This is a genomic window from Arcanobacterium hippocoleae (assembly GCF_031456295.1).
Lineage (GTDB): Bacteria > Actinomycetota > Actinomycetes > Actinomycetales > Actinomycetaceae > Arcanobacterium_A > Arcanobacterium_A hippocoleae.
This window is the reverse complement of record NZ_JAVDUJ010000001.1, coordinates 576,532-601,792: the sequence shown is the minus strand read 5'-3', so window position 1 is coordinate 601,792 and position 25,261 is coordinate 576,532. Positions and strand designations below refer to the sequence as shown.

At 47.3% G+C, this 25,261-nt stretch carries 21 protein-coding genes and 1 tRNA gene; 10 read left to right on the top strand and 12 right to left on the bottom strand.

Annotated elements, in window-relative coordinates; translation table 11 throughout:
* Nucleotides 1-35: 35 nt before the first annotated feature.
* From J2S36_RS02600 to J2S36_RS02585, 4 genes are all read left to right on the top strand, one after another.
* Nucleotides 36-107: transfer RNA gene (locus J2S36_RS02600), tRNA-Asn, on the top strand.
* Nucleotides 108-345: 238 nt separating this feature from the next.
* Nucleotides 346-852: a phosphoribosyltransferase gene (locus tag J2S36_RS02595; protein ID WP_309955228.1), complete on the top strand. Its 507-nt coding sequence runs from the start codon at nucleotides 346-348 to the stop codon at nucleotides 850-852.
* A gap of 82 nt (nucleotides 853-934) precedes the next feature.
* Nucleotides 935-1,426 carry a peptide deformylase gene (gene def, locus J2S36_RS02590; protein WP_309955226.1) on the top strand — a complete coding sequence of 164 codons (492 nt, stop codon included), beginning with the start codon at nucleotides 935-937 and terminating at the stop codon, nucleotides 1,424-1,426.
* 163 nt (nucleotides 1,427-1,589) lie between these two features.
* Nucleotides 1,590-2,096, top strand: coding sequence for a DUF3145 domain-containing protein (locus J2S36_RS02585; RefSeq protein WP_309955224.1), 507 nt, complete (start codon nucleotides 1,590-1,592; stop codon nucleotides 2,094-2,096).
* A gap of 286 nt (nucleotides 2,097-2,382) precedes the next feature.
* On the opposite strand, the gene J2S36_RS02580 is transcribed toward J2S36_RS02585, so the two are convergent.
* Nucleotides 2,383-2,817, bottom strand: a complete 435-nt coding sequence (locus tag J2S36_RS02580) for a hypothetical protein (protein WP_309955222.1) — start codon at nucleotides 2,815-2,817, stop codon at nucleotides 2,383-2,385.
* A 212-nt stretch (nucleotides 2,818-3,029) separates the two neighbouring features.
* Here J2S36_RS02580 and J2S36_RS02575 point away from each other — a divergent pair, with 212 nt between their 5' ends.
* Together J2S36_RS02575 and J2S36_RS02570 are read left to right on the top strand one after the other, a co-directional pair.
* The gene (locus tag J2S36_RS02575) at nucleotides 3,030-3,650 is read left to right on the top strand and encodes an L-threonylcarbamoyladenylate synthase (protein WP_309955220.1); all 621 of its coding nucleotides are present in this window, start codon (nucleotides 3,030-3,032) and stop codon (nucleotides 3,648-3,650) included.
* A gap of 92 nt (nucleotides 3,651-3,742) precedes the next feature.
* On the top strand, nucleotides 3,743-4,426 hold the full coding sequence (locus J2S36_RS02570; RefSeq protein WP_309955218.1) for an HAD hydrolase-like protein: 684 nt from the start codon (nucleotides 3,743-3,745) through the stop codon (nucleotides 4,424-4,426).
* Between the two features lie 82 nt (nucleotides 4,427-4,508).
* On the opposite strand, the gene J2S36_RS02565 is transcribed toward J2S36_RS02570, so the two are convergent.
* The 3 genes from J2S36_RS02565 to aceE form a co-directional block, all read right to left on the bottom strand.
* Entirely contained in the window at nucleotides 4,509-6,383 is a 1,875-nt protein-coding gene (locus tag J2S36_RS02565; protein WP_309955216.1) for an ABC transporter ATP-binding protein, read from the bottom strand.
* Nucleotides 6,384-8,207, bottom strand: coding sequence for an ABC transporter ATP-binding protein (locus tag J2S36_RS02560; RefSeq protein ID WP_309955215.1), 1,824 nt, complete (start codon nucleotides 8,205-8,207; stop codon nucleotides 6,384-6,386).
* Between the two features lie 334 nt (nucleotides 8,208-8,541).
* On the bottom strand, nucleotides 8,542-11,295 hold the full coding sequence (aceE, locus tag J2S36_RS02555) for a pyruvate dehydrogenase (acetyl-transferring), homodimeric type (protein ID WP_309955213.1): 2,754 nt from the start codon (nucleotides 11,293-11,295) through the stop codon (nucleotides 8,542-8,544).
* Nucleotides 11,296-11,667: 372 nt separating this feature from the next.
* Between aceE and J2S36_RS02550 the strand changes: the two genes are divergently transcribed.
* Complete coding sequence (locus J2S36_RS02550; protein WP_309955211.1) at nucleotides 11,668-12,078, top strand: DUF3052 family protein; 411 nt, start codon at nucleotides 11,668-11,670, stop codon at nucleotides 12,076-12,078.
* A gap of 113 nt (nucleotides 12,079-12,191) precedes the next feature.
* Here the strand turns inward: J2S36_RS02550 and J2S36_RS02545 are convergent, their stop codons facing one another.
* From J2S36_RS02545 to J2S36_RS02530, 4 genes are all read right to left on the bottom strand, one after another.
* Nucleotides 12,192-12,845 (bottom strand): LutC/YkgG family protein, encoded by a 654-nt coding sequence (locus J2S36_RS02545; RefSeq protein WP_309955209.1) that lies wholly within the window; start codon nucleotides 12,843-12,845, stop codon nucleotides 12,192-12,194.
* Nucleotides 12,845-14,449 (bottom strand): LutB/LldF family L-lactate oxidation iron-sulfur protein, encoded by a 1,605-nt coding sequence (locus J2S36_RS02540; protein WP_309955208.1) that lies wholly within the window; start codon nucleotides 14,447-14,449, stop codon nucleotides 12,845-12,847. Before J2S36_RS02540 ends, J2S36_RS02545 begins: the two co-directional genes overlap by 1 nt.
* A gap of 2 nt (nucleotides 14,450-14,451) precedes the next feature.
* Entirely contained in the window at nucleotides 14,452-15,240 is a 789-nt protein-coding gene (locus J2S36_RS02535; RefSeq protein ID WP_309955205.1) for a (Fe-S)-binding protein, read from the bottom strand.
* Nucleotides 15,241-15,307: 67 nt separating this feature from the next.
* On the bottom strand, nucleotides 15,308-16,957 hold the full coding sequence (locus J2S36_RS02530; RefSeq protein ID WP_309955204.1) for an L-lactate permease: 1,650 nt from the start codon (nucleotides 16,955-16,957) through the stop codon (nucleotides 15,308-15,310).
* 295 nt (nucleotides 16,958-17,252) lie between these two features.
* Between J2S36_RS02530 and J2S36_RS02525 the strand changes: the two genes are divergently transcribed.
* The gene (locus J2S36_RS02525) at nucleotides 17,253-18,257 is read left to right on the top strand and encodes a lipid II:glycine glycyltransferase FemX (RefSeq protein WP_309955202.1); all 1,005 of its coding nucleotides are present in this window, start codon (nucleotides 17,253-17,255) and stop codon (nucleotides 18,255-18,257) included.
* Nucleotides 18,258-18,370: 113 nt separating this feature from the next.
* On the opposite strand, the gene J2S36_RS02520 is transcribed toward J2S36_RS02525, so the two are convergent.
* The 4 genes from J2S36_RS02520 to J2S36_RS02505 all read right to left on the bottom strand — a co-directional run bounded on the left by J2S36_RS02520 (nucleotide 18,371) and on the right by J2S36_RS02505 (nucleotide 22,245).
* Nucleotides 18,371-19,162 carry an amino acid ABC transporter ATP-binding protein gene (locus J2S36_RS02520; RefSeq protein WP_309955200.1) on the bottom strand — a complete coding sequence of 264 codons (792 nt, stop codon included), beginning with the start codon at nucleotides 19,160-19,162 and terminating at the stop codon, nucleotides 18,371-18,373.
* Nucleotides 19,163-19,220: 58 nt separating this feature from the next.
* The gene (locus J2S36_RS02515) at nucleotides 19,221-19,928 is read right to left on the bottom strand and encodes an amino acid ABC transporter permease (protein ID WP_309955198.1); all 708 of its coding nucleotides are present in this window, start codon (nucleotides 19,926-19,928) and stop codon (nucleotides 19,221-19,223) included.
* A 186-nt stretch (nucleotides 19,929-20,114) separates the two neighbouring features.
* On the bottom strand, nucleotides 20,115-20,945 hold the full coding sequence (locus tag J2S36_RS02510; RefSeq protein WP_309955196.1) for an ABC transporter substrate-binding protein: 831 nt from the start codon (nucleotides 20,943-20,945) through the stop codon (nucleotides 20,115-20,117).
* 157 nt (nucleotides 20,946-21,102) lie between these two features.
* The gene (locus J2S36_RS02505) at nucleotides 21,103-22,245 is read right to left on the bottom strand and encodes an aminotransferase class I/II-fold pyridoxal phosphate-dependent enzyme (protein ID WP_309955194.1); all 1,143 of its coding nucleotides are present in this window, start codon (nucleotides 22,243-22,245) and stop codon (nucleotides 21,103-21,105) included.
* 355 nt (nucleotides 22,246-22,600) lie between these two features.
* Between J2S36_RS02505 and J2S36_RS02500 the strand changes: the two genes are divergently transcribed.
* Nucleotides 22,601-24,187, top strand: coding sequence for an anchored repeat ABC transporter, substrate-binding protein (locus J2S36_RS02500; protein ID WP_309955192.1), 1,587 nt, complete (start codon nucleotides 22,601-22,603; stop codon nucleotides 24,185-24,187).
* Between the two features lie 77 nt (nucleotides 24,188-24,264).
* The gene (locus tag J2S36_RS02495; protein WP_309955189.1) at nucleotides 24,265-25,239 is read left to right on the top strand and encodes a choice-of-anchor M domain-containing protein; all 975 of its coding nucleotides are present in this window, start codon (nucleotides 24,265-24,267) and stop codon (nucleotides 25,237-25,239) included.
* Nucleotides 25,240-25,261 lie beyond the last annotated feature (22 nt).

The following is a 25,261-nucleotide window of genomic DNA, read 5'->3' as shown; positions in this document are numbered from 1 at the left end:
CGATGCAAAATTTTTTGCTAAAGTAATTAAGTCAATCCCGCGTAGCTCAGTGGCAGAGCATCCGACTGTTAATCGGACGGTCGTTGGTTCGAATCCAACCGCGGGAGCTGCAATACAGAAGCCAAGCCTTGAGCTTGGCTTTTTCGTTTTTTGTAAATATCTCCATTGTATGAGGTAAATGGAAAATCTGTTCGCTACATCTCATAAGTCACAGAAATATTTGTTGTGGTTACTGAAATAGCACTAAATCTGCTTTAACTTATGGAAGTAATGGTGAAATGGTAGCTCTTCATTCTAAGGCACGTTGTTTACATAATTCTTCACCCAAGCAGGTTAAAATTAAGCATGGCTTATTTTACGGATAATTCAAAAGTATCAGACAAAGAAATTCTCACTTGGACAACGTTTGGCGATGCTTCTCGCGAACTTGCACAAAATATTGTTGATTCTGATTTCACTCCAGATATTGTTGTTGCGATTGCTCGCGGCGGCTTAGTGCTTGCTGGAGCTCTAACCTATGCTTTGGGTGTAAAACTGTCCGATGCGGTAAATATTGAATTCTACACTGATGTGCATCAAACTTTGCCTGATCCAGTTCTCCTTGCACCGATGCTTGATATTGATTCGATCAAAGGAAAGAATGTGCTGCTTGTAGATGACGTAGCAGATTCTGGACGCACCTTAAAATTAACGGTCGAATTGCTGGCACAATACGATACGAATGTACGCTCGGCTGTGCTATATACAAAGCCTCGAACAATTATTCTTCCAGACTATTCCTGGAAAGATACAGATAAGTGGATTTCCTTCCCTTGGTCTGATCAGCCTCCAGTAACAAAAAGCGTTTTATAATTTCCTGCCCATATCTCAGCATTCCCGTAAATGATAGTTTGGGGATTGCTGAGATGTCGTCAATCTATGCGATAATAATTTCATGGCTTATCGTGAAATAAGAATTATTGGGGATCCGATTCTGCGTACCGTCTGCAAACCAATCATGGAAATTACTCCGGGGATTCGGGCATTAGTAGATGATTTAATGGAGACGGTTGACGAACCTGGGCGCGCAGGCTTAGCAGCAAACCAAATTGGGCAGTCATGGCGTGCTTTCTCTTACAATATTGACGGTAAAAAAGGATACATTCTTAACCCAGAAATCGTTGATATTTCTACTGAAGAATATCAAGACGGAGATGAAGGTTGCCTTTCCGTGCCTGAACTATGGTATCCATGCGAACGTGCCTGGTATGCAAAATGTGAAGGGACAGATTTAGACGGTAATAAAGTCGTGCTGGAAGGTGAAGAAATCTGGGCTCGCCTGATCCAACACGAAACAGATCATTTAGATGGTCATATTTATATTGACCGGTTAAAGCGTGCCGATCGGAAAAAGGCACTGCGAGAAATTCGTGAACGCGGATTTTGATCGGACGGGCTAAATAAAATATTCATCCGGATATCGAGATCTAGATCTTCGCCCAAGTTGCGTCACAAAGATGCATCTTGCCCAAATTCACGCTATCTTGTAATTAGCTACTCTTCCTTCAGCTTGAGTGTCAAGGGGAATTTCACTCAAATAGGAGGTAGCAGTGAATACACAATATACAGCACGTGGAATTCTTTTCATCCACTCGGTTACCCCGGCTGTTCAACCACATGTTGAATGGGCGGTATCAAGTGTGCTTGGATACTCCGTCCATATTGATTGGACAAAACAACCAGCGCTTCCACAAATGAATCGTGGCGAAATGGCATGGACGGGTGAAGTGGGTACTGGCGCAATGCTCGCCTCCGCACTCGGCGGTTGGGAGCATCTGCGTTTTGAAGTAACTGAAGAAGCCACACCAATATCAGACGGTGGTCGCTGGTCATGCACTCCCGGGCTAGGCATATTTTACGCGCAGACGGATTCGGTTGGGAACGTTGTGGTGCCCGAAAACAGAATCCGAGCCGCATTAGAACAATCCGGTTCAGATGCAGCCGAATTGCGGCGTCTTTTAGACGTGGCACTCGGGCAAGCATGGGACGACGAATTAGAAGTATTCCGCTATGCGGGAGCCGGAGCTCCAATACGCTGGTTACATCGCGTAGGCTGATTAAGGTAAGTAGAGATATCCACTCTTGAGATAAGCGATTCGATTTGCCAAGACGAATGATAATTCGGCACCGCAGAATCACAGTATTTCGCCCATCATCTCAGACCGCCAGATTAGGCAGAGATTCCTCCGACTCTGTAAACAGCGGCTGCGCACCATAAAACACAGATTTAGCGTGATAATAATCTGCGGGAAGATAAATCAAAGCGCTCAATCAGCACAAACAAATCGGCAATGAAGAAGCAAATCAGCAATATTTCAGAAGTGCTACTGAGGCAGCAAAAGGCTATTTGATTCCTAGTAAAGCAGCAAGATCAGCGGCAGTAGCGAGCTGACTTGCATTATCGGCGGGTAAATCTGCATTAGTAGCAGATAGTTCGGCACTGCCCAAAGCTGCATCAGCCTTCTGCGATGCAGCAAGGGAAGCATGATCTTCTGCAGCCGCCAGTTTTTGAGTAACTTGCGAATCAGCAATCAGATTCATGAAATCTTCTACATCCACTGCCGCGTGAATAGCCGCATCTTTGATTTCAGTTTTCGTCAGACGTTCTAATTCCACTGCCAATGCCCATTTTGAGACTAAATCGAGCCGCAAATCTGAATCCAACCTAGCTGCAGGATAAATTTCAGTTTCAGGGATCTCTGGTGAAATCTCAGCTAATGCGACGCGAATTTGCGCCAATGCTACTTGTGCCGTAGGGGAGAGTTGCGAAATATCCATAACGATAGCCTACCTGAATCACAATAATCTCTCAGATTATTTCCGAACAGACGAAAAGTAATAACGGAATATTACAAACGCTCAAATCTTGATTACTTCCTGATAGCAAAGCAGCAAAAAGATCTGCGCATGAGTTATCATCGGCACAGCATCCCTGCTGGAAGCTAGGCGACGAGCAAAAGATAACGATAGAATTAACACTAGGAGGAAAAATGGCACGTTACATTGAACTGCACCCAGAAAACCCGCAGGCGCGCAATGTGGAAAAGATCGTTGAGCGGATTCGTGAAGGGCAAATTGGCGCAATCCCAACTGATTCTGGATATGCTATCGTCTGCTCATTGGGGAATAAAGATGGAATCGAACGGATCCGGCAGATTCGGCAAGTTGGAGAACGGCATCATTTTACATTGCTGTGTCACGATTTTGCGCAACTAGGCAAACTCGTGATCATTGACAATGCATTTTTCCGGCTGATCAAAACACTTACACCCGGACCTTACACTTTCATTTTGAAAGGCACAAAAGAAGTGCCAAAAATAATGCTCAACCCAAAGAAATCAACCGTCGGAGTACGGATTCCAAAGCATACGATCACGCAAGCTATTGTGGAAACTTTAGGTGCGCCGCTCCAGTCTTCCACCCTGATTTTGCCTGGCGAATCTGTGCCGATGAGCGCAGGATGGGTAGTCCAAGACGAACTCTCCCATGCCTTAGATTTCATTGTTGAAGGGCCAGTGGTTTCAACTGAGCCAACGAGTGTACTAGATTTTAGTACCGGTGAATTAGTGATTGCACGCGCTGGCGCTGGCGATATTACACAGTTTCAGTGATATTTGAAAAAGAACATAGTGGCTGTGTAGTTTTTTGTACCTGTACAGTTCTCAGCTTGTTCTGATCCGAAAGTAAAATCCGAAAGCAGAAAATGAAAAAACTAAAAGCGATTTTGTTCGATCTTGACGGCACAGTAACTGATTCTGCCGAAATCGTGAGCACTTCAATGCAGGAAATGTACCTCGCACGCACTGGAAAACAGCTTCCGGTAGAGAGCTTTTACAAGTATCTTGGACCGCCGCTACCTTGGAGCTTTGCTGATTTAGGCGCACAGCCAGATGAAATTCCACAATGGATCGCGGAATATCGAGATCGGTATCTCAAGCGAATGCCACAAACTCCGTTATTCCCTGGCATAAAAGAGCTTTTAGCACAGCTTGTAGATGCAGGATATGCGCTTGGAGTAGCAACATCGAAGCAAACGAAATATGCGATCGAAGTCTGTGATTATACCGAAGTATCAACTTATTTCACCGAAATTTATGGTGCAAGTGCTGACGGGCGGTTAAGCAGTAAAGCATTAGTGGTCGAAAGTGCGCTTGCAGGATTTACTGAGCGGAAAATTATTGATCCCGCCCCAGAACTTGATTCCACTGGTTTTCGCACCGATGTGGTCATGGTGGGTGATCGGATTCATGATATCGCAGGCGCGAAAGAACATCAGGTGCGCACAATTCTTGTGGGATGGGGAAAAGCCTCGCAAGATGAGCGTGCACAAGCCTGGGCAATAGCGAATACTCCAGCCGAACTGATTCAGTTAATAAATTCGCTTTGAATTAGCATGTGTGCCGTGTAATTTTGAAAAAGAATTACACGGCACACAGCGTTTCGAAAATTACTGATTCATGATTTTCTGATCACTCTTCAGTTGTGCCAGGAACGCTATCCGCACCCGCAAATTGAGCCTGATAAAGTTTTGCATACGCGCCTTTTGCGGCAAGTAAGGAATCGTGTGTGCCTTGCTCAACTACATCCCCGTCAACCATGACGATAATCAAATCAGCATCGCGGATCGTGGAGAGACGGTGCGCGATGATAAATGATGTACGCCCGATACGCAGCTGATTCATTGCATTTTGGACGAGCATCTCAGTGCGGGTATCTACTGATGATGTGGCTTCGTCAAGGATGAGAATTTCGGGTTGTGAAATATAGGCGCGCGCGATCGTCAGCAGCTGTTTTTCACCGGCTGAAAGAACGGTAGCATCTGCATCGAGAACCGTGTTATAACCCTCTGGTAGCTGGCGAATTAACCGGTCAATCCCGGTAGCTTTTGCGGCCGCAAAAATTTGCTCGTCGCTGGGATCATCAGCACCAAAGGCTAAATTCTCGCGAATCGTGCCTTCAAAAAGCCAGGTATCCTGTAAGACGATCCCCATATGAGAGCGCAAATCGCTCTTCGCCATTGTGCGAGTATTAGTACCATCAAGGAGAATCTCCCCAGCATCAATTTCGTAGAAACGCAGTAATAAATTGATGAGTGTAGTTTTCCCTGCACCGGTTGGGCCAACAATTGCAATTTGCTGCCCAGGTTCGACCATCAAGGAAAGATTTTTGATCACCGGTTTACCTGATTCATAGGAAAAATTCACATTTTTGAAGCTAATGGCTCCTTTTTGCATCGCATTAGAATGTGGATCTGAAACATTATTTTCAACCTGTGCAGCTTTGATGGTGGCAGTGTTACTAGAATTGACTGCCAATAAATCTGCTTCCATTTCATCCGAATCAAGAAATTCAAAAATGCGTTCCGAGGATGCTGCACCAGATTGAATCAAATTCGCGACTTGCGCGATCGTGGAAATTGGCGAATTGAGCTGCTTCGAATAGTGAATAAAAGCCTGGATCGCACCGATCGACATTCGCCCTGAGAGCGCTAAATATCCGCCAAAAACTGCAATAATGACGAAGGAAAGATTTGAAATAAAACCCATGATCGGCATGGCAAGTTGTGAATAGAAATGCCCTTTGAATCCGGCAGCAAACAGTTTCTGATTCGATTTATCGAAGACAGCTGCGAAATCGTCTTCTAACCCGTAAGCGCTTACCACATCATGCCCGGCAAAACTTTCTTCAACAATCGCTGATACTTCTCCCGTCATCTTCCATTGCGCACGAAATTCTGGTTTCGATTTACGTAAAATTTTCACCAGGGCATACATTCCAAGCGGGAATACGATTAAAGAAAATAGCGCAAGACTCCATGAAAGCCAAAACATCATCCCCAGAATACCGATAATCATGAAGACCGATGCCAGTACGTTATTCAAAGTTTGCAGCAGCGTCTGCGTGATATTATCGATGTCGTTGGTGACACGGGAAATCAAATCACCGCGTTGATGGGAATCAATATAGCTCAGAGAGAGCCGATCGATTTTTTCCTGCGCTTTACGTCGCAATTGATAGCCGAGATCCTGCACTACGATCCGGATGTAAATTCCGGCAATGAAATCGGCGAGGGAAGAAACCGCATACGCTGCAATCACCCATAAGACCAATACTCCCAGGAAGGAAAAATCAAGAGCTTGCCCAGTTTTTACACTTTCGACAATCACATTTGTAGCGAGCCCAAGTAACATTGGGGCAGCTGTATTGCCGATCGCAAAAATCAGCAGGAAGAAAGTGATAAGCGCAATTCGGAGATAATCATTTCGCAGCATTCGCCCGAGTCGTTTGAGCGCGCCTTTCAAATCTTTCGACTTGGCAGTTGGGTCAAATGAATTGTGCGCCATTTACGCCTCCTCTAGTTGCAATTGCGACTGCACAATTTCCTGGTAAATTGCGTTTTTCTGAAGTAACTGTGTATGGGTGCCACGGGCATCGATCTTGCCGTGTTCAAGCACAATAATTTCATCAGCATCACGAATCGTAGCAATCCTTTGCCCAATGATCAGGACGGCAATATCGCCTAAATACTTACGCAAATTGTGGCGCAAACGTGCATCAGTAGCAAAATCGAGCGCGGAAAACGAATCGTCAAAAATAAGTAAACTCGCTGCACGTTTGCCTGAATTATCAGGTAAACAACGATAGATTGCACGCGCAATAGTTAAGCGTTGCCGTTGCCCACCCGAAAAATTTTGCCCACCGGATTCGACTGGCGAAAAAATCCCGTCAGTAAGTTTTTCCACAAATTCGGTAGCCGCTGCAGCAGCTAATGCAGTTTCCACTCTTTGTAAATCAATACGCCGCATTAATTCTGCCTGTTTTTGCGCCTTTTCTTCAGCTGTCGCATCGATATCGTCTGGTTCCATCACGATACCAGCCACATTACTTGCAATATTGCCCCGGAAGAGAAAAGCTTTTTGCGGGACGAGTGCGATTGCTGCCCGCAATTTTGCCAGATCAAGATGCTGTACGCTGATCCCGTTTACGCAAACCCGACCTGCACTAGCATCGATCAACCGCGGAAAAAGCTTGACAAGTGATGATTTTCCAGAACCTGTAGCGCCAATTACGCCCACAGTTTTTCCCGGTGTAAGCTGCAGCGAAAGATTTTCTAAGACGGGTTCCTCCGCCCCCGGATATTGCAAAGTCACATGCTCAAGTGTGAAAGTAAGCGATTTGGCAGGTAATTCTTGCGGCCTTTCTGGACTAACAATATTTGGGATCGTATTGCGGATTTCGGCTAAGCGTTTTGCCGAGATTTCTCCACGCGGATAAAACATCACAATCATTCCTGCCATGATTGCAGAAAAACTGATCATCATCAGATACGAAATATATGCAGTGAGTGTCCCCACTTGCATTTGACCAGATGTGATCCGAAATCCGCCAAACCATACTACCGAAGCTGAAGCTGCGCCAATGATCAGCATTGAAGCTGGAAAGAGGAAAGCCCAAAGCCACCCGATTTTCAACCAAATCTTGCGTAAAGCGTGATTCGCTTTATCAAATTTTTTCGCATTTACATCTTGCTTTACAAAAGCACGAATCACGCGCACACCTGTGAGCTGCTCACGTAGTAACGTATTGAGCCGGTCGATCCGTGATTGGGTAATTTCATACGTCGGAATTAGTTTTATTGCAACTACTGTAATAATTGCTGCAAGCGATGGCACCACTACCAGAAGCAATGCAGAAAGCTGCACGTCTTGTGATAATGCCATTACTACACCACCCACACCCATTAGCGGAGTTGAAAGCAGCATTGCAAAGCACATCATTACGACCATCTGTACTTGTGTGACGTCATTAGTGGTGCGTGTAATCAAGGTGGGTGCGCCAAAATGATGTTGCTCGGTTGCCGGGAAATGCTGTACTCGTGTGAAAATATCACGCCGTAAATCGCGCCCAAGTTCCATCGCGATCCGCGCAGTATAGTATGCGGCGCCAATCATAAAAGAAATTTGCAGCGCGGTTACAAGCAGCATGACTAAACCTTGCTGCCAAATCAATGTCGAATTTTTTGCTACGATGCCCTCATCAATAATGCGCGCATTGATTGCCGGTAAGACCAGATTCATCACTACTTGCATTAATTGAAAGAACAGTAGCAGCGCAATGGGGATTTTTTGAGATCGGAGAAATTCTTTTGCAATTCGAAAGAGAGTCATGTAAATATCCGCTTCTGGAAAAATATGAAAGATCAGTTTATAACAGCCTCAATTATTACATTTTCAATTCATGTTTAGACACTCAGAATTAACTTTCAGGTGAATCATCGGGAGCTGACGGCAAAACATCCAGGATCTGAATAGTTGCTGCGCTATCTGCCGATGCTGAACTTAGCGCCGGAAAACTTTGAACGCAACCGTAACCTGCAAGATGGCTGTATTCTAATAAATCTCAAAAAGGGCTTGACCAGGCGAGCAGAAAATCCGCACCCGGCCAAACCCTTTTTTAAGACGCAATCAGCTTCGGAAAATTGCTGCTAATTACGGTGAAGTTTTATGCAACTTCGTTTGGATCAGAAACTCCAGAAGTACCTGCATTCGGATTAAACAAATCGTACTTTTCAATTGCTTGCGCAACCACACCGCGATCCAGCTTGCCCTGATCGGCGAGAGCTTGCAGTGCGCGCACAACCATTGAAGCAGAATCGATCTTGAAGTGCCGACGTGCTGCAGCTCTCGTATCGGAGAAACCAAAGCCATTAGCACCGAGCACATAATAATCTCCTGGTACCCATGGACGAATTGCATCATGTACTTGTGCCTCCCAATCAGAGGAAGCGATGAATGGTCCTGCTTCACCCTTCAACTTCGTGGTGAGATATGCCTCGCGTGGAGCCTCATGCGGATACAGGAAATTGTGCTGATCTGCGGCGAGTCCGTCTTTGCGCAGCTCATACCAGGAAGTAACCGACCAAACACCGGCAGCTACACCCCAATCATCGCGGAGCATCCGGCGAGCTTCACGTGCCCAAGGCACACCAACGCCAGAAGACAGCAGTTGGACGCGTAATCCGTCACCTTCAGGTGCATCTACCTGATAGATCCCACGCAAAATACCGTCAACATCAACATTTTCTGGTTCTGCTGGTTGGTGAATCGGCTCATTGTAGACGGTGATGTAGTACATCACGTTTTGATCGCGTCCATCCGTACCATCGCCGTACATCCGCTGAATACCATCTTTCATGATATGCCGGATCTCGTATGCGTATGCTGGATCGTATTGCACCATTGCTGGATTAGTTGAGGCCAGCACGTGCGAATGCCCATCTAAATGCTGCAGCCCTTCACCTGTGAGGGTGGTCCGCCCAGCTGTAGCGCCGATGATGAAACCGCGTGCCATTTGATCTGCCGCATGCCAGAACTGATCGCCAGTGCGCTGGAAACCAAACATTGAGTAGAAAATATAAATCGGTACCATGGGTATGCCGTGCGTGGCATAGGAAGTACCAACTGCCGTGAATGCAGCATTTGAGCCAGCTTCCGTAATCCCGGTATGCATGATCTGACCCTGCTTTGATTCCTTATATGAAAGCAGCATCTCTGAATCGACAGCAGTGTAATGCTGGCCATGTACGTTAAAGATTTTCGCTGACGGGAAGAGCGCATCAAGCCCGAATGTGCGTGCTTCATCAGGAATAATTGGCACGATCCGCTGCCCAAAATCCTGATCCCGGACGAGATCTTTAATCAGGCGTACCAGTGCCATTGTAGTTGCCACCTTTTGCTTACCTGAGCCGCCTTTGAGCATTTCAAATGGCTTATCGGCAGGAAGCGTGACGCCATTTTCCACTACCCGACGTTCAGGAAGGTAGCCACCCAAATCGCGGCGACGTTCAAGCATATATTGCATCGCCGGATGATTTGAATCAGGCTTGATATACGGTGCATGATATGGATCTTCCAGTTGCTCATCGGTGAAATCAAGATGCAGCGTATCGCGGAGCAACTTCAAATCGTCAGAATTTAGCTTCTTCATCTGATGTGTGGCATTCCGGCCAGCAAAGTTCGATCCAAGCGAATAGCCCTTAATCGTATGCGCCAAGATCACCGTTGGCTGATCTTTATGCTCCATCGCAGCCTTATATGCGGCATAAACTTTGCGGTAATCGTGCCCGCCGCGCTTCAAGCCCCAAATCTTTTCATCCGACCAATCAGCAACCATCGCTTTAGTGCGCGGATCTCGCCCGAAGAAGTGCTCACGCACATATCCGCCATCATTTGCCTTGAAGGTCTGATAATCACCATCAAGAGTGTTATTCATGATATTTACAAGAGCACGATCCTTATCTGCAAGGAGCAGTTCATCCCATTCGCGCCCCCAAATCACCTTGATCACATTCCAGCCAGCACCCTTGAATGACGCTTCGAGCTCTTGAATGATTTGACCATTACCGCGTACTGGCCCGTCAAGACGTTGCAGATTACAATTCACAACGAAAGTGAGATTATCAAGATTCTGTGCTGCTGCAAGGTGCAGCACACCGCGAGATTCGACTTCATCCATTTCGCCGTCGCCCATGAAAGCCCAGGTGTGTTGCTGAGAGGTATCCTTGATCCCACGTTCATGCAGATAGCGATCAAACCATGCCTGATAAATTGCTGAGATCGGCCCAAGACCAAGTGAAACGGTTGGAAACTCCCAAAAATCGGGGAGCTGACGCGGATGCGGATAGGATGGCAAGCCCTTCCCGCCAGATTGCCGTGAGGCTTGCTGACGGAAAGTGTCGAGATCGGCTTCTGAAAGACGACCTTCAAGGAACGCGCGGGCGTAATTGCCTGGTGAAGAGTGCCCCTGGAAGAAAACGTGATCGCCACCTCCGGGTGCATCCTTTCCGCGGAAGAACCAATTGTGACCCACTTCGTAGAGTGTCGCTTGCGCAGCAAAGGAAGAAATATGGCCGCCGACGGCAACTCCTGGCCGCTGCGCACGGGTTACTTGGACTGCAGCATTCCATCTCACCCAGCGACGGAACTCTCGCTCAAGTTTTTCGTCTCCTGGATAGTACGGTTCATCATCTATCCCAATCGTATTTACATAAGATGTAACGAGATTCCCTGGAAGTTGCACGCCGCGCTCGCGCATGCGCCGCTCCATCGCAAGCATCAAGTAACGCGCACGCTGTGTGCCCTGCGCATCGATCAGCGAATCTACAGATTCGAGCCATTCACGGGTTTCTTCTCCATCCACATCTGGAATCTGGCTTAAAAGTCCATTAATTAGTGGCCGAATTGGAACTTCACTCACAATTATTCCCCTTCTATCTGACGCACGAGCGACCTAAGAAATTACAGTCAGCGCATATTGCGGTGAACATTCGTTGTTTCCTACTCGCTAATCTGTACACACTCCAATTTACCTGAGTTGAGCCTTCAGACCTATCTCGAACCGATTTTCATGATGGGAGAGCGGTCACATGAGTGAAAGTTTGATGACTCAGATCACAGATAATTCGACGATAGCAGGAAATGCTGTAAAGAGCATCACTTTGCAAAATATTATGCAGATCTGGTGGATTTAGCTTTAAGATTGTGTCGTAGCAAAATTGCCTGCAAAAGTGGGCAGGATTTGTGAACCGAAATAATAAACCTCAAACGCGCGAAAGGCGGCTCGATCACAGTGGCGCAAGCTCTTGCCGGAAATCCCTTCGGATTTCAAAAGGGTGATGTAATTCAGGAATTCGGTTATGACGAAGATGTTGATTTCCCCCTTCGCGATACACTTTCGCGGCTCACAGAAACTGAACTTGAAGATGAAGATTACCGCGGGGTAGCTGACGGTGTTTTAGCGTGGTGGCGCTCCGATGATGGAGATGTAGATGATCTCTCTGATTATCTGATGGACTGCGCACAATCCTTTGCCGACGGCGCAGGAATAATCTGGCTGATGGTGCCGCAATCGCAAAGTGAATTTGCTGTTTTTGCCAGTGACGTGAATGATGCAGCGAAAGCTGCCGGGCAGTCAGTGACCTCATCAAAGAATTTTAGTGCGCATTGGACGGCATTCCGGATTACTGCGCATGGGCGCTAAATAGCTCGATCGCGATGATGCTGTTTAGCGAGCTGTTCGTGAGCAAAGACTAATGGTGTGGGCTGCAGAAATATGCGCCCACACCATTAGTCTTTGCGTAAATCTGCTGCGGCTTACCGCACAATGATCACTGTGAGCTTGCGGGGGCCGTGTACACCATCGACGCGTTTTAATTCAATATCGGATGTAGCCGACGGGCCAGCGATCCAGGTAGTTGGACGAGTTGGGTGTGCACCAAGTTTCGCAACAGCCTGCGGGACCACTGCATAGATCTCTTTCGCTGCCAATACCAGCACATGTTGATCAGGTACGAGTGTGATTGCGCGGCGACCTTGATCAGGCTCACCATCAAGCATGATCGTGCCTGATAAGCTTACTCCGCAGCGTGATGCGGTGAGCACGGTTTGGATCGCATCAAGTTCGCTGTGGCTGAGTATTTCCCCAGTTTCTGGGTTGTCAATGCTTAATTTTGCGCCGCTTTCTTTTGCTGCGGCGATCCACTTTTGATTTAACCCGTGCGGTACAACCACGCTTTTTACATCTGCGAGTGCTGCAGTAATCGCCTGTGGCAATCCGCTTTCGTCAGTTTCAATCACGATCGCTTTGTAATCTTCTAACTTCTCCCGCATCTCTGCGATGACTTCAGCAGACCCCGGTGCAAATTCACCTTCCATTCGGTAATTCCGCGGAATTTCAGGTGCTGGTGCATTTTGCGAAAGCTGCAGCGCATCTCGAATACGATTGAAAATTTCGGTCTTTGCGTCCATTACTTTTCACCTTCCTGCTTTTCTTTCATTGTCTTTTGCGGGCGAGCAGGCTTCTTTGCGCCACATCCGCAGTGCCCGCAGGTGCCTTCCGAGGTGAGATTGCCTTGCGGCTGAAGAGCACCATCAGCCGCGTGTGTCTGTGCATACCAGTCGCGGTACGTTTGTGATGGTGGTGCTGGAAGATTGCGTGTAGTTGTCCATTGGGAAGCAGCTGGAGCGGGAATGTGCCCGATGAAGCCTTTCTTTCCGGCGAATAAGCGGCCAGCTTTCGCGGATCTGCCGGCTGCTCCAAAGATCTTTCCAGAACTCATAATCTTGGAGGAAGCTCCCATTGCTAAATCCCACGCTCCGGGGATACCGCCCTTATTCGCATCTTGATATTGCTTGCGTCGATCTACTAAAACTGACGGAATATCAATTTTTACTGGGCACGCCTCAAAGCAAGCGCCACACAAAGATGATGCGAAGGGGAGCTGTGATGCCGGATCTTTATGATCGACTGCGCCAAGCAGCTGTGGAGTGAGGATCGCACCAATCGGACCTGGATATACTGAACCGTAAGCGTGCCCGCCAACATGCTCATATACCGGGCATACATTCATACACGCGCCACAGCGGATACAGTGTAATGCTTGCCGTCCGATTTTATCTTTCAATACGTTTGTGCGGCCATTATCCATCAAGATCAAATGGAATTCTTGGGGACCATCGCCTGGAGTCACGCCCGTCCAGAATGAAGTGTATGGATTCATTCGCTCACCCGTGGCAGAACGCGGCAAGAGTTGGCTAAATACTTCGATGTCTTGATAGGTTGGCACAATCTTTTCGATCCCAACGAGGGAAATCAGGGTATCTGGCAGAGTTAAACACATCCGTCCATTACCTTCAGATTCGTAGATCGAAACAGTACCTGATTCAGCTACGATCATATTCGATCCAGAAACCGCCACTGGGGAAGAGAGGAATTTACGCCGGAGGTGTTCGCGCGCTGCCATCGTCAATACACGTGGATCTTCAGTAAGATTCTTTCCGGCTTCGCCCATGCGCTTTTCAAAAATTGCTTTTACTTCGGCGCGATTACGGTGGATCGCTGGTACCACGATGTGTGAGGGCATATCCTCAGAAAGCTGCACGATCAATTCCGCCAGATCTGTTTCCCAGGCAGCAATACCGCGCTCTTTCAAATATTCATTGAGGTTTACCTCTTGTGTGGCCATCGATTTGATCTTGATGACCTCATCTACACCTTTTGCGAGGATGATCTTGTGAATGATCTCGTTGGCTTCTTTGGCGTCACGTGCCCAGTGTACGATTCCGCCGCGGGCAGTTACATTCCGCTCAACTTGTTCGAGATATTTGGGGAGATTACTCATTACCTCATGCTTGATAGCTGATGCAGCATCGCGGAGATCTTGCCAATCTGGCATTTCTGCTACACGCAGATTCCGTTTATTCCGAATAGTGGTGGTGGCGTATTTCAGATTCCTGCGCAGCTGCGTATTTTTCAGCATTTCATGTGCTGCTTTCGGAAATTTTTTGCCCCAGCGCAAGGGATTCTCTGGAATCGGCACGCCTGGAGTCCAGCCAAGATTTTGTTCACTCATAATTATGCTCCCAACTTCGTTGTTGTTGCAGGTGCCTGCCACGGTTCGCTTTCTGTGCCTGCAAGTACTTCTGCTAAATGCATTGCTCGGATTCCAGCACGCAGACGGGAGAGTCCGCCGCCGATATTCATTAAACACGAGTAATCGCCAGCTACGATCACTTCTGCTTTCGTGGACATGATATTGGCAATTTTATCTGCCACCATTGAATAAGATGTTTCTGCGTTCTTGATGGAGAAAGTGCCGCCAAAGCCGCAGCATGATTCTTTCTCCGGCAGCTCTATCAGTTCAATTCCACGCACATTTTGCAGTAGTTTCCAGGGGCGATCGCCGACTTTCAGCATCCGCATTGAATGGCATGTGGGGTGATATGTGACCCGATGCGCGAAATATGCTCCGACGTCGTAAGTGTCTAATACTTCGGTCAAGAATAACGGCAAATCATATGTTTTTGCGGCGATCGCATCAGCTTCTGCTGCCAGCTTGTGGTGCCCGCGATCTCGCAGCACCATGCTTTGCTGATGCTTGATCGAGCCGGTGCAGGATGAGGAAGGAGAGACGATATAATCCCATTCACCATCTAGCACTGGTCGGAAGGTTTCGACATGGTTGCGAATCACGGGTACAGCTTCACTGTAGTATCCGGTGTTCACATGCATTTGGCCACAGCATGCCTGATTTTTCGGAAACACAACGGTGTGTCCCAAGCGCTCAAGCAAATGTGTGGTTGCTTGCGCAGCCTGTGGAAACATTGCATCCACAATGCATGTTGAAAACATTGCTATTTTCATTTTTATTCCTTTAGTTGAAATCTGTTTTTTCGATCGAAAGTCTGGGGCTTCCTGATGTAAGAGGAGATTATTCCACGATCAGGAAACTGAGTGGGCCAAGCGAAGCAAGCGTAATCAGCAATCCGAGTATTACGAGTAATCCGATCGACCAGGGCAAAGCTTTACGCAGCAATTCAGCTTCGCTGCCAGGAGTTTTAATTGCAGTTGCAGCGATTGCAAGATTCTGTGGTGAAATGATCTTGCCGATCCCGCCACCGATTTCATTTGCTCCTAAAAGCAGTGGGGTACTTAGACCAGCGTTAGTTGCAGCTGTCGATTGCAAGTTGCCAAAAAGCGCACCTGCAGAGGTAGCTGAGCCAGTGACAGCTGTACCGATCCATCCGAGCACCGGAGAAACGAGCGCGAATGCCGTGCCAGTTTGCGCAAGCCAAGTGCCGATTGCAACTGTTTGACCGGAAAAATTCATTACATATGCCAATGCCATCACTGCCATGATCGTAAGGATCGTGAGTCGTAAATCAAAAACCGTTTTTGCAAATACGCGCAAACCTGAGCCAATGGTGGCAGGGAATTGTTGACTGGCACTGGCAGCATAAACGATTGTGACGATCAGACCAGTAATCAGCAGCATTGTGCCCGGGCTGGAAAGCCATTGGAGATTGAAAATCGTGGAGGCTGACGGATTCCCAGCACTGTCAACTAAGTTGCCGTGCAAGCCGGGCCAGGCAAATTTGACATCTGTAGCGGCAAGCATCGCGGGAATATTCACTCCGATAGTCCAGAGTTTTGCAATCGCGAAAATCACTACTACCAGCCAATAGGGAAGCAGGCCAAGGATAATCCGTTTCCCAGAAAGCTTTTCCTGCACTTGCTTTGACTGAAAATCGGCTGGAGTGCGCGGCGTCCAGATCCGCATGAAACCTGCCAGCGCCGCAAAAGAAAGCAGCGAGGCAAAAACGGCAGTTAGCTCGTAGGAAAGATAATTTGCGGCGATAAATTGACCGCATGCCATTGAAAATCCAGCGGCGAATGCGGCTGGCCAGATTTGTGTTAATCCCCGTACTCCATCAAGAATCAAGAGCAACAAGAATGGGACGAAGAAGATCAGCAGCGGTGCTACGCGCCCCATTGTGGCGCCAACTACTTCCGGAGCGACGCTACCCAGACCAGCTACTGTAGTAGTGGGGATCGCCATTGCGCCAAAGCCCACATTCAAAGCATTGCCTACAATTACGGCGATCGCTGCTTTGATCGGCGGTAATCCGAGCGCATAAAGCATTGCACAAGTGATTGCTACTGGCGCGCCAAAGCCAGCTAATCCCTCCAAAAGACCGCAAAAAGCGTAGCCGATCAGGAGTGCCTGCACTCGCATATCGCCTTTCCCGACGAGTGAGAAAACAGTCTGGACATCTTTTTCACGTCCGGTAGCTTGGGTGAGATTGTAGAGCCAGACAGCCATGATCACGATATAGAGGATCGGGAAAAATCCAAACAGTGCACCCTGGCTGGCTGAGAGAAGGGCGAGTGTGGTCGGCATTTTGAATCCGAACATTGCGATCAAAACTGATACAAGCAGCGATCCAAGCGCGCACCAATGCGTTTTGATTTTGCAGGCACCGAGCATTACGAAGAACACGATTAGGGGGATAAAACCCACGATTGCGCTCAATGTGAGGGAATTGGCAATTGCGTCTACTGACGGTGTGAATTTGTCCATCTGGTTTCCTTGCACCTTTGCATCTAACTTAAGCTACTCTGCATCGCATATCTGGCTGATCTTGACAATCGCTGCGCAAGTCGAAGTAAACGATGCAGGGATGTAAAGACAATGTTATGGGGCTGTAAAGCAAAGCAGCAAACAAAATAACGGCAGACTTTAGTCACTAAAATACAAACACATTATTGTTACGGAAAATTCTGCGGTGTTCCGATAAACTACAGAAGGCTTTAGAACTGTTAGGATTGAGGAAATAAATTAACTTCCATCAATCCGATCCAGGAAGAGATTTCAAATGCCTTTAGTTGATCTTAATGATGCTGTTGAACTAGCCGAATATACCGATTTTGTGCGCAGTAGTGAGTACGGGCGCTTAACTCAAGATCCAATGTGGAGCAAAGTAAAAGCAAATTGGCAGCCGCATTTTGTTTATTTACGCGATCGCAATGGAAAGATTTGTGCTGCGATGAGTATCCTCACGATTCCAGCTATTGATGGCAAACAGTTTGGTTATTGTTGCCGTGGGCCAGTGGGAGATATTACGGATTTCACGCTCTTGCGCGAGCTTTTTTCCGAAGCACATAAACTTCTTGCGGCCAAGGATGTATTTCTGCTCCGTGCCGATCCGGAAGTGCTTTATCGTGCAGAGCTCAACGATGCCTTGCAAAATCACGGATTTACGATGCGGAATCGTGGAATCGATCCGCATTCGACAAGCCAACCACGGGTGAATATGCGGATCTCGATGGAAGGAATGAATGCGCAGCAGTTGCTTGATTTCTTCCAGGCGAAAACGCGCTACAATATCCGGCTGGCAGCCCGCAAAGGCGTACAGGTGCGTTGGTCACAGGAATTAGCAGATGTGGATCAGTTTTTTGAGACGTACCGGATTATGAGTGAACGGCACGGGATCACTCACCGGCCGCTTTCTTACTTTCACGGTTTAGCCAAAGCATTGGGTGATCACCTGCGGGTTTACCTTGCTTCGTACGAAGATGAAATCTTGAGTGCTGCAATCTGTGTAAATTACGGTGATGTAACGTGGTACATGTATGGCGGTTCAACCAATTCGCACCGCAATAAGATGCCGAATTATTTGATGCAATGGGAAATGATTCAATGGGCGATCGAACAGCGATCAAAGTATTACGATTTCGGCGGAGTGTATGTGCTAAATGATGAGGACGGGCTTTTCCGGTTTAAGCGGGGCTTCGTTGGTGCAGAAAATATCTCGGAGTACATTGGCGAAATTGATTATGTAATTGATCAGGAAGCATACGAAAAGTTTATTGCACGATAAAGACGTAGTTGACGCTCAGCGTGTGCGTAAAGATGGTGGTGTGCTTGCAGCTGATTTTCCTGTAGCACACCACCATCTTTGCATGATTTATTTTTGTTTTAGCTTTCTGGTGCTTAGAGCACTTTCTCCAGAAAGCTGATTAACCGTTCACTGGATGGGTGCGCAAAAAGTTCATGAGACGGTTTGTCTTCACCAATTTTACCGTCGTCTAAGAAAATTGTGCGATCAGATACTTCACGCGCAAAACGCATCTCGTGTGTGACAACGATCATCGTCATCCCGTCATTTGCCAAATCCTGCATTACCCCTAATACTTCGCCGATCATTTCTGGATCAAGCGCAGAAGTAGGCTCATCAAATAAGATCACTTCTGGTTCCATCATTAAAGCGCGCACGATCGCCACACGTTGCTTTTGCCCACCAGAGAGTTCTTGCGGATAAAATAGTTCACGCCCTTTGAGCCCTACTCGCTCCAGAAGGCGCAGCGCCTTCGCCTCAGCTTCTTCGCGAGTGATTCCCTTGATCGTACATGGGGCCATTGTTAAATTCCGCAGCACATTCATATTTTGGAAGAGATTGAATTGCTGAAAAACCATTCCAATTTTTTGCCGGTGCAAATTTATATCGGTGCTCTTTTCCATCAGATCCACACCGTCAAAAAGGATTTGTCCTGATGTCGGGCGTTCTAAGAGGTTCAGGCAACGCAAAAAAGTTGATTTTCCCGATCCGGACGGGCCGATGATCGAAACTAGATCTCCGCGATAGAAATTCGTAGAAATTCCTTTGATCACTTGCGTATCATCAAAATTTTTGACCAGGTTGCGTACCTCTAGAAATAATTCTTTTTCTGAATGCCCCGATTTTGCAACTGTTGGCGCTGGTACTGGCTGAGGCTGAAGTGTCATATTGATTCTTCTTCTGTGTTTAGATGAATATTTACGTATTGCTGGTGAGTTCGTGAGCTTATCGCGAGCGGTTCCGGGAACCGTATTTGAGCCGCTTTTCAGTATGGTTAATCAGCCGTGAGAAGCTGAAAGTGAGGATAAAGTAGATAATCAAAGCTATCCCCAGAGCAGGCAGAGTCTGATAGGTTGCAGCTACGACATCGTTTGTGCGGAACATAATATCGCCAATTCCGATCACTGAAACGATTGAAGATTCCTTGATCACGGTCACGAATTCGTTTCCTAAAGCCGGTAAAATATTGCGCATTGCCTGTGGCAAAATCACGATCCGCATTGCTTTTGGATGAGTTAAGCCGAGCGACCTAGCAGCTTCCAACTGCCCGGAATCAACAGCTTGAATCCCAGCGCGGACGATTTCGGAAACATATGCAGCCGAATTTAAGCTCATTGCGACGATCCCCGCAGCAAATCGATCGAAATCAGGAATGAACGAAATCTCTGGAAAATTAATTCCCAGCAAGGGCAGACCGTAGAAGATGAACGAAAGCTGTACGAGCAGCGGTGTGCCACGGAAAAATTCAACAAAAGCAGCAGCCGGCCAGCGCAGGATCTTCCAGTTACTCATCCGCATGAGTGTTAAGAATGTACCGAGAATGAAACCAAAAAACACTGAAAAAAGTGCAATGATCAGAGTTGAGCGAATGCCATCGACGAAAAATGGATAGTACTTTACTACCAGTTCCCACATGCTTGAAAAGAAGCTCATTGATTATTCCTAATATTTTAATTGTATTTGTGTAGCTGAGTGGCTTTTGAAACCGAAATGCTAAAAGTGCGCAATGCTCGATCGAATCCGGGATTACAGCCAATTGGCGGCAAACACTGCAGCTATAGTTTAGCCTGAAACTTTGGCTTTGCTGCAGTATTTACCGCCGATTTTTTGCGTGATTGATTACTCTGAGAGGCCGAGGCTTTCAGCCAATGCCACTGCTTCGTCATAAGCTTTTTGCCATGAACCGTCAGCGATCATTTTTTCAATCGTTTTATCAACCGCTGCTTTCAAAGCAGTATTTCCCTTTGCCATCAGTGCAGCTTTGCCCACATTAGCTGCTTCTGAGGTGAACTTGTAATCTGCTAATGCAAGTTTGCCGTTCGAGGTAGCTACGAGGGAATTTGCGACGGCCTCATCCGCTACGAGTCCTGCAATATTTCCATTCTGGATTTCGAGTGCGAGTGTTGGGTACTTATCTAGTTCAAACAGAATGGAATCTTTCAATTCCTCTTTTACTAAACCAGATTGGATTGAACCTTTTTGCGCGCCCACTTTCAGACCGGCTAAAGATTTTGGAGTCTCATATTCGGTAGCTTTATCGGCTGGTACTACAAGCTTTTGCACGGAAGCTTCATAATTCGTGGAAAAATCGACGACGCCAGCGCGTTCTGGAGTATTTGAGAAAGCAGCAATTCCCAGATCTACTTTTCCAGATTGTACTGAAGGAATAATGCCCTCAAATTTCATATCTACAATTTCCAGCTTCACACCCAAATCTTTCGCGATCTGCTCAGCCAGGGCGATATCTGCACCGACGAACTTGGCGTTCGCGTCCTTGAATTCATAAGGCGCATACTGTGCTTCGGTGCCCACTTTCAATACGCCAGCAGCTTTGATTTTTGCGAGTCCGTCAGTAGATTTTGATGCATTTGCCCCGCAAGCTCCAAGGAGGGTGAGGGTGGCAGCGGCTGTGAGTACGGTAAAAATCTTGTTCAGTTTGGTGAGTTTCATTTTGATCCTTTTCATATGCGTGGGAAGTAGCGGAGGTGATCGGAGCTGATTGCTGTTTTGCGGAAGAATTTTCCTTTATTGACGCAAGTGCAATGGAATATTGCGTCCGGGCAGGATTGTATTTTTCGCAGCTTGAATTTATTGGGCTCAAGCAACCCTAAATTCGCAATCGTGCAAGGCGTTCGCATGCAGCTTGCAATTTCTCAGCAGATTCAGTGCATGCGATCCGGATATGCCCAGCGCCGGAAGTGCCAAAAGATTCTCCTGCGGAGACTAAAATATGCGTTTGGGTAAAAATCTCCTGGGCAAGTTCGCGGCCAGTCAAACCAGCAGTATTTCCAGGGAAAAGATAAAACGTGCCATTTGGTTTCGCAAGTGAAAAATGTGGCATTTGCGCAATCTGAGCTGCTACCAGCTGCATTCTGCGGCCATATTCAGCTACATATTTCGTGCGTGTTTTCTCCCGGATCTGCAATGCTTTGATCGCTGCACGTTGAGAAATGGCTGGCGTGGAGTAAGCGAGTGAATCATTGACTGTGCCGATAGCGGAAATATATTCTGCAGCGGCAATTGCGTACCCAATGCGCCAACCAGCCATCATGAAGTTCTTTGAGAAAGAATTTAGCGTGATCGTCCGCTCGGCCATTCCTGGAAGTGTGCACAATGGGATAAAGGGTGTCTGACCGAAAATAAAGTCGGTGTAGATTTCATCAGCAATCACGATCAGATCGTGTTTGATTGCAATTTGTGCGATTATTTCAAGCTGATCTTTACTGTAAACCACGCCGGTCGGATTGGTGGGGTTATTGAAGATGATTGCTTTTGTGTTTGCTGTAATTGCCTGTTCGAGTGCTGCTGCATCGATTTGGTATCCATTGTTTGCGCTTAGTGCTACTTCAACGCTTTTCCCGCCGGCGAGATAGATTTGTTGGGCATAAATCGGGAAGTATGGTGAAAATATAATTACTTCTTCGCCGGGATTGAGTAAGGCGATCAGGGTTTGCGCCATCCCGAGAGCTGAAGATGGGGTGACGTGTACTTGCGCAGGCGTGAGTTGTACTTGAAAGTCTTCCTGCCAGTATTTGATGATCTGTGCAATTAATTCCGGATCGCCTTGCGGTGTGCCGTAATGTGTGTATCCGGCTGCGGCATCCTGGAAAGCTGCAGTAATAATTTCCTGGTCTGTAGTGAAGTCTGCATCGCCGATGGAGAGGTTGATGACGTCAGGGTACTTGTTGAGTGCTGCCACATCGAGGCTGAAGGTGTTTGCGCCAGCCCATTTCCGTGCAATTTTCGTCATTTCTCCTCCGTTCAAAGAATCTTTCGCGCATTAACAGGTTACTGAATAAGTATGCGCTTAAAGGTATAAACACGCAAGCCTGGGTTGGTATTTGTCTCAAAATGCGGGCGAACTTACATTGGGAGTGTTGCCTATATGTATTAGCGCATTTGATCTGGCGAGGATTAGAGGTGGTGTATGGGGAACTGCTCACATTATTGAGAACTATTCCCGAAAACGATTTTTCCTTCGTAAACTTGTATTGGGTGAATCTGTGTGCGAGACGGTTTGCCGCGCATGAAATCAGCGGTAGCAACAACTTGGCACACAGCTTAAATTTAAGTGAGTATCTGAAGAAACAAAAGTGAGGATTTGCATGCGCCGAAGAAGCCTTGCAGCGATAATTGCGGGCACACTGATGCTCGTTTCGTGCGCAGCTATGCCGCTCAAAAATGCGGCATTAGCAACGACTGGCGGAGGGCAAATTTCAGCGAAAGCTGAAAGTGCGCAACTGAAAATCGTTTCAAGTACCCCGATCATTGCTGATTTTGTGCAAAATGTGGCACCAGAAGCCGAAATCTCAACGCTCGTACCTCCAGGGGCTGATCCGCATACTTATGAACCTTCACTGGCTGCAATTCGCGATGTGGCGCGTGCCGATATCGCTTTTTCAAACCAGCTTCTGCTTGAAGAGCAATCCTTACTGAAAACCATTGATGCAAATCTTCCCGATGGTGCAAAGCATATCGGGCTCGGAAACGAAGCGGTAAAATTTGGTGCTCGGCATATCCAGCTTGTCGAAGACGCTTCACTTTCCACAGTTTGGCTTGGATTTCGTGTAGATGGTGCAGGCGGACAAAATGCTACAGTCGAAATTTCTGCGATCGAAGCAAACGGGCCGGGTGCACTCGCCGCATTCACTACCGGCACATTTGGTCAGCCAAGTGCCTGGATCACGAGCAGTGACGGTATTGACCCGAGTGAAGATCGAGTAGAATTGCCGACAAATGCGCATACGCATATGTCGTGGGGATTTTCTGCACCAGGAGAATATCAGCTGACCTTGAAAGCCGTCTTAAAAGATGGTCGCGCAAGCAAAGAACTGGGCGTTGATAAAGTCCGCTTTATCGTTGGAAAAGAGCCGCAAAAGGAAAATCTCCGGGTAATTGATTCCGGGCACGTTGATATTACCGCGAAGCTCGCTGGTGGAATTACTTTGCTCACGGACAATGAAAAAGGCGGCAAGGAATATTTGCAGCCAAGCGAGGTAGTCTTTGCAGTACCGTATTCATCCGTTACGACGATCCCGAGTCCAGAATGGGGCTTTCTTGCCCGTCCGGGGCAAGAAGCATTTATCCTTGCACAAGCGGTTGCCGGACGGCATGTGCATGGCGAAATAGATCCGCATCTTTGGCATGATGTGAAAAATGCAATCGCATACGTGGAAACAATTCGTGAAGAATTGGTGCAATTAGACCCACAAAATGCGAAACAATATCAGGAAAATGCAGAGCGGTACATTTCGCAATTACATCGTCTTGATCAGTGGATGAGCAGTGTGCTTGCTTCAATTCCAAGCAAACAGCGCACTCTCGTCACCACCCATGATGCATTCGGATATCTCGCGCGTGCTTACGGGTTGAAGATCGCAGGCTTCGTGGCGCCCAACCCGTCACTTGAGCCGTCAGTGCAACAACTGGCAAATTTGGCTCGCACACTACAAAATATCGGCGGACGGGCGGTATTTATTGAACCTAATGCGCGCACTCACGTTAATGAATTACTGGCCGTAGCACAGCAAGCGGATGTGAAAGTATGCACGATTTATGCAGATACATTCACCCGCGAAGTTGATAGCTATCTGAAACTGATGACGGCAAACGCAAAATCTTTGAAGGGCTGCCTGGATCCAGGCGCATTACCCGCCTGGGATTTTCCTACCGATCCAAAATTGGTGCAATGAAAATCACCGATCGCAGCAGATCATACAAATATTTAAGTAAAGAAAATTTTTATCGCAGTATGAAGATGAGGAAAGACATGAACGCTCGGAGAAAAGTAGCGGCATTATTCGCTGTAATGCTCAGTTTTACATTTGCTACCACACTTGCACAAGGGGCAGATGAAACGCCGCAAAATAATCAAAATAATGCAGTAGATCCGGCTTTGACCCAAACAGTAACCAGCGATGAACAAATCGTACCGCTTGGCAATCCAGTTGAGCTCAATGCCGGGCATGTAGATATGGGGCCGCTTTTAATTGACGGTAAATGGGATCTCTATGCTCGCGATGACACCACAGCCACCCCAATGTGGCGGAATGTCGAGGAAGTAGTTTTCCGCGTAGTAGATGCTGCGAAACAGCAGATCCCGAGCAATCCAGAATATCAATTTATTCAAGCTGACGGCCCGGTTTGGGTCATTCCACAGCAAGAGCTGCGCGGGGCTCTCTGGCTAGGCTGGAATACGCAATCGCCTGAGGTCGTAAAGCAAGTAAATGGCGGAGTGGATTTGATCTTTGAAGGGCATCAAGGCCCGGGAGATTTCCATGTATTCATCCAGGCAGGTAACTTTGCTGGACCGCAGCAATTATGGGATTCCACGAAAACTCAAGCGCAGCCAATTCACGTTGAACTAAATACACATACTCATGCAAACTGGGTATTTACGAAGCCAGGTGTGCATCTGGTACGGCTAACAGCACAAGCACAACTGCAAAATGGCGAAAAAGTTTCACAAACCAAGATTTTACGTTTTGCTGTTTCAGATCAGGCAGATGCCGAACGTGCCCTTGCTGAAAAATGGAATACTGAGCACACGGCTGATAGTGAAGTCAGCGCTGCACAACCGAGTGCGATCGATCAGAATAACGCCTTGCCGTTTATTCTGGGGGGTGTGATTATCGCCTTGATCATTGTGGTGATCGGAACTGTATTTGCGCTGCGCAAACGTGGTGAAAATGCAAAAAATGCGGCTGAGATAATGGCTGACGGCAATTTCGATGCTGAAAAATAACCGCAACTGAAAATGAGGAACG

Bases quoted from the DNA above. Each gene is read 5' to 3' on its own strand.
- J2S36_RS02595 (WP_309955228.1), top strand. From the start codon at position 346: ATGGCTTATTTTACGGATAATTCAAAAGTATCAGACAAAGAAATTCTC.
- def (WP_309955226.1), top strand. From the start codon at position 935: ATGGCTTATCGTGAAATAAGAATTATTGGGGATCCGATTCTGCGTACC.
- J2S36_RS02580 (WP_309955222.1), bottom strand. From the start codon at position 2,817: ATGGATATTTCGCAACTCTCCCCTACGGCACAAGTAGCATTGGCGCAA.
- J2S36_RS02575 (WP_309955220.1), top strand. From the start codon at position 3,030: ATGGCACGTTACATTGAACTGCACCCAGAAAACCCGCAGGCGCGCAAT.
- J2S36_RS02570 (WP_309955218.1), top strand. From the start codon at position 3,743: ATGAAAAAACTAAAAGCGATTTTGTTCGATCTTGACGGCACAGTAACT.
- J2S36_RS02565 (WP_309955216.1), bottom strand. From the start codon at position 6,383: ATGGCGCACAATTCATTTGACCCAACTGCCAAGTCGAAAGATTTGAAA.
- J2S36_RS02560 (WP_309955215.1), bottom strand. From the start codon at position 8,207: ATGACTCTCTTTCGAATTGCAAAAGAATTTCTCCGATCTCAAAAAATC.
- J2S36_RS02545 (WP_309955209.1), bottom strand. From the start codon at position 12,845: ATGGACGCAAAGACCGAAATTTTCAATCGTATTCGAGATGCGCTGCAG.
- J2S36_RS02540 (WP_309955208.1), bottom strand. From the start codon at position 14,449: ATGAGTGAACAAAATCTTGGCTGGACTCCAGGCGTGCCGATTCCAGAG.
- J2S36_RS02535 (WP_309955205.1), bottom strand. From the start codon at position 15,240: ATGAAAATAGCAATGTTTTCAACATGCATTGTGGATGCAATGTTTCCA.
- J2S36_RS02530 (WP_309955204.1), bottom strand. From the start codon at position 16,957: ATGGACAAATTCACACCGTCAGTAGACGCAATTGCCAATTCCCTCACA.
- J2S36_RS02525 (WP_309955202.1), top strand. From the start codon at position 17,253: ATGCCTTTAGTTGATCTTAATGATGCTGTTGAACTAGCCGAATATACC.
- J2S36_RS02520 (WP_309955200.1), bottom strand. From the start codon at position 19,162: ATGACACTTCAGCCTCAGCCAGTACCAGCGCCAACAGTTGCAAAATCG.
- J2S36_RS02515 (WP_309955198.1), bottom strand. From the start codon at position 19,928: ATGAGCTTCTTTTCAAGCATGTGGGAACTGGTAGTAAAGTACTATCCA.
- J2S36_RS02510 (WP_309955196.1), bottom strand. From the start codon at position 20,945: ATGAAACTCACCAAACTGAACAAGATTTTTACCGTACTCACAGCCGCT.
- J2S36_RS02505 (WP_309955194.1), bottom strand. From the start codon at position 22,245: ATGACGAAAATTGCACGGAAATGGGCTGGCGCAAACACCTTCAGCCTC.
- J2S36_RS02500 (WP_309955192.1), top strand. From the start codon at position 22,601: ATGCGCCGAAGAAGCCTTGCAGCGATAATTGCGGGCACACTGATGCTC.
- J2S36_RS02495 (WP_309955189.1), top strand. From the start codon at position 24,265: ATGAACGCTCGGAGAAAAGTAGCGGCATTATTCGCTGTAATGCTCAGT.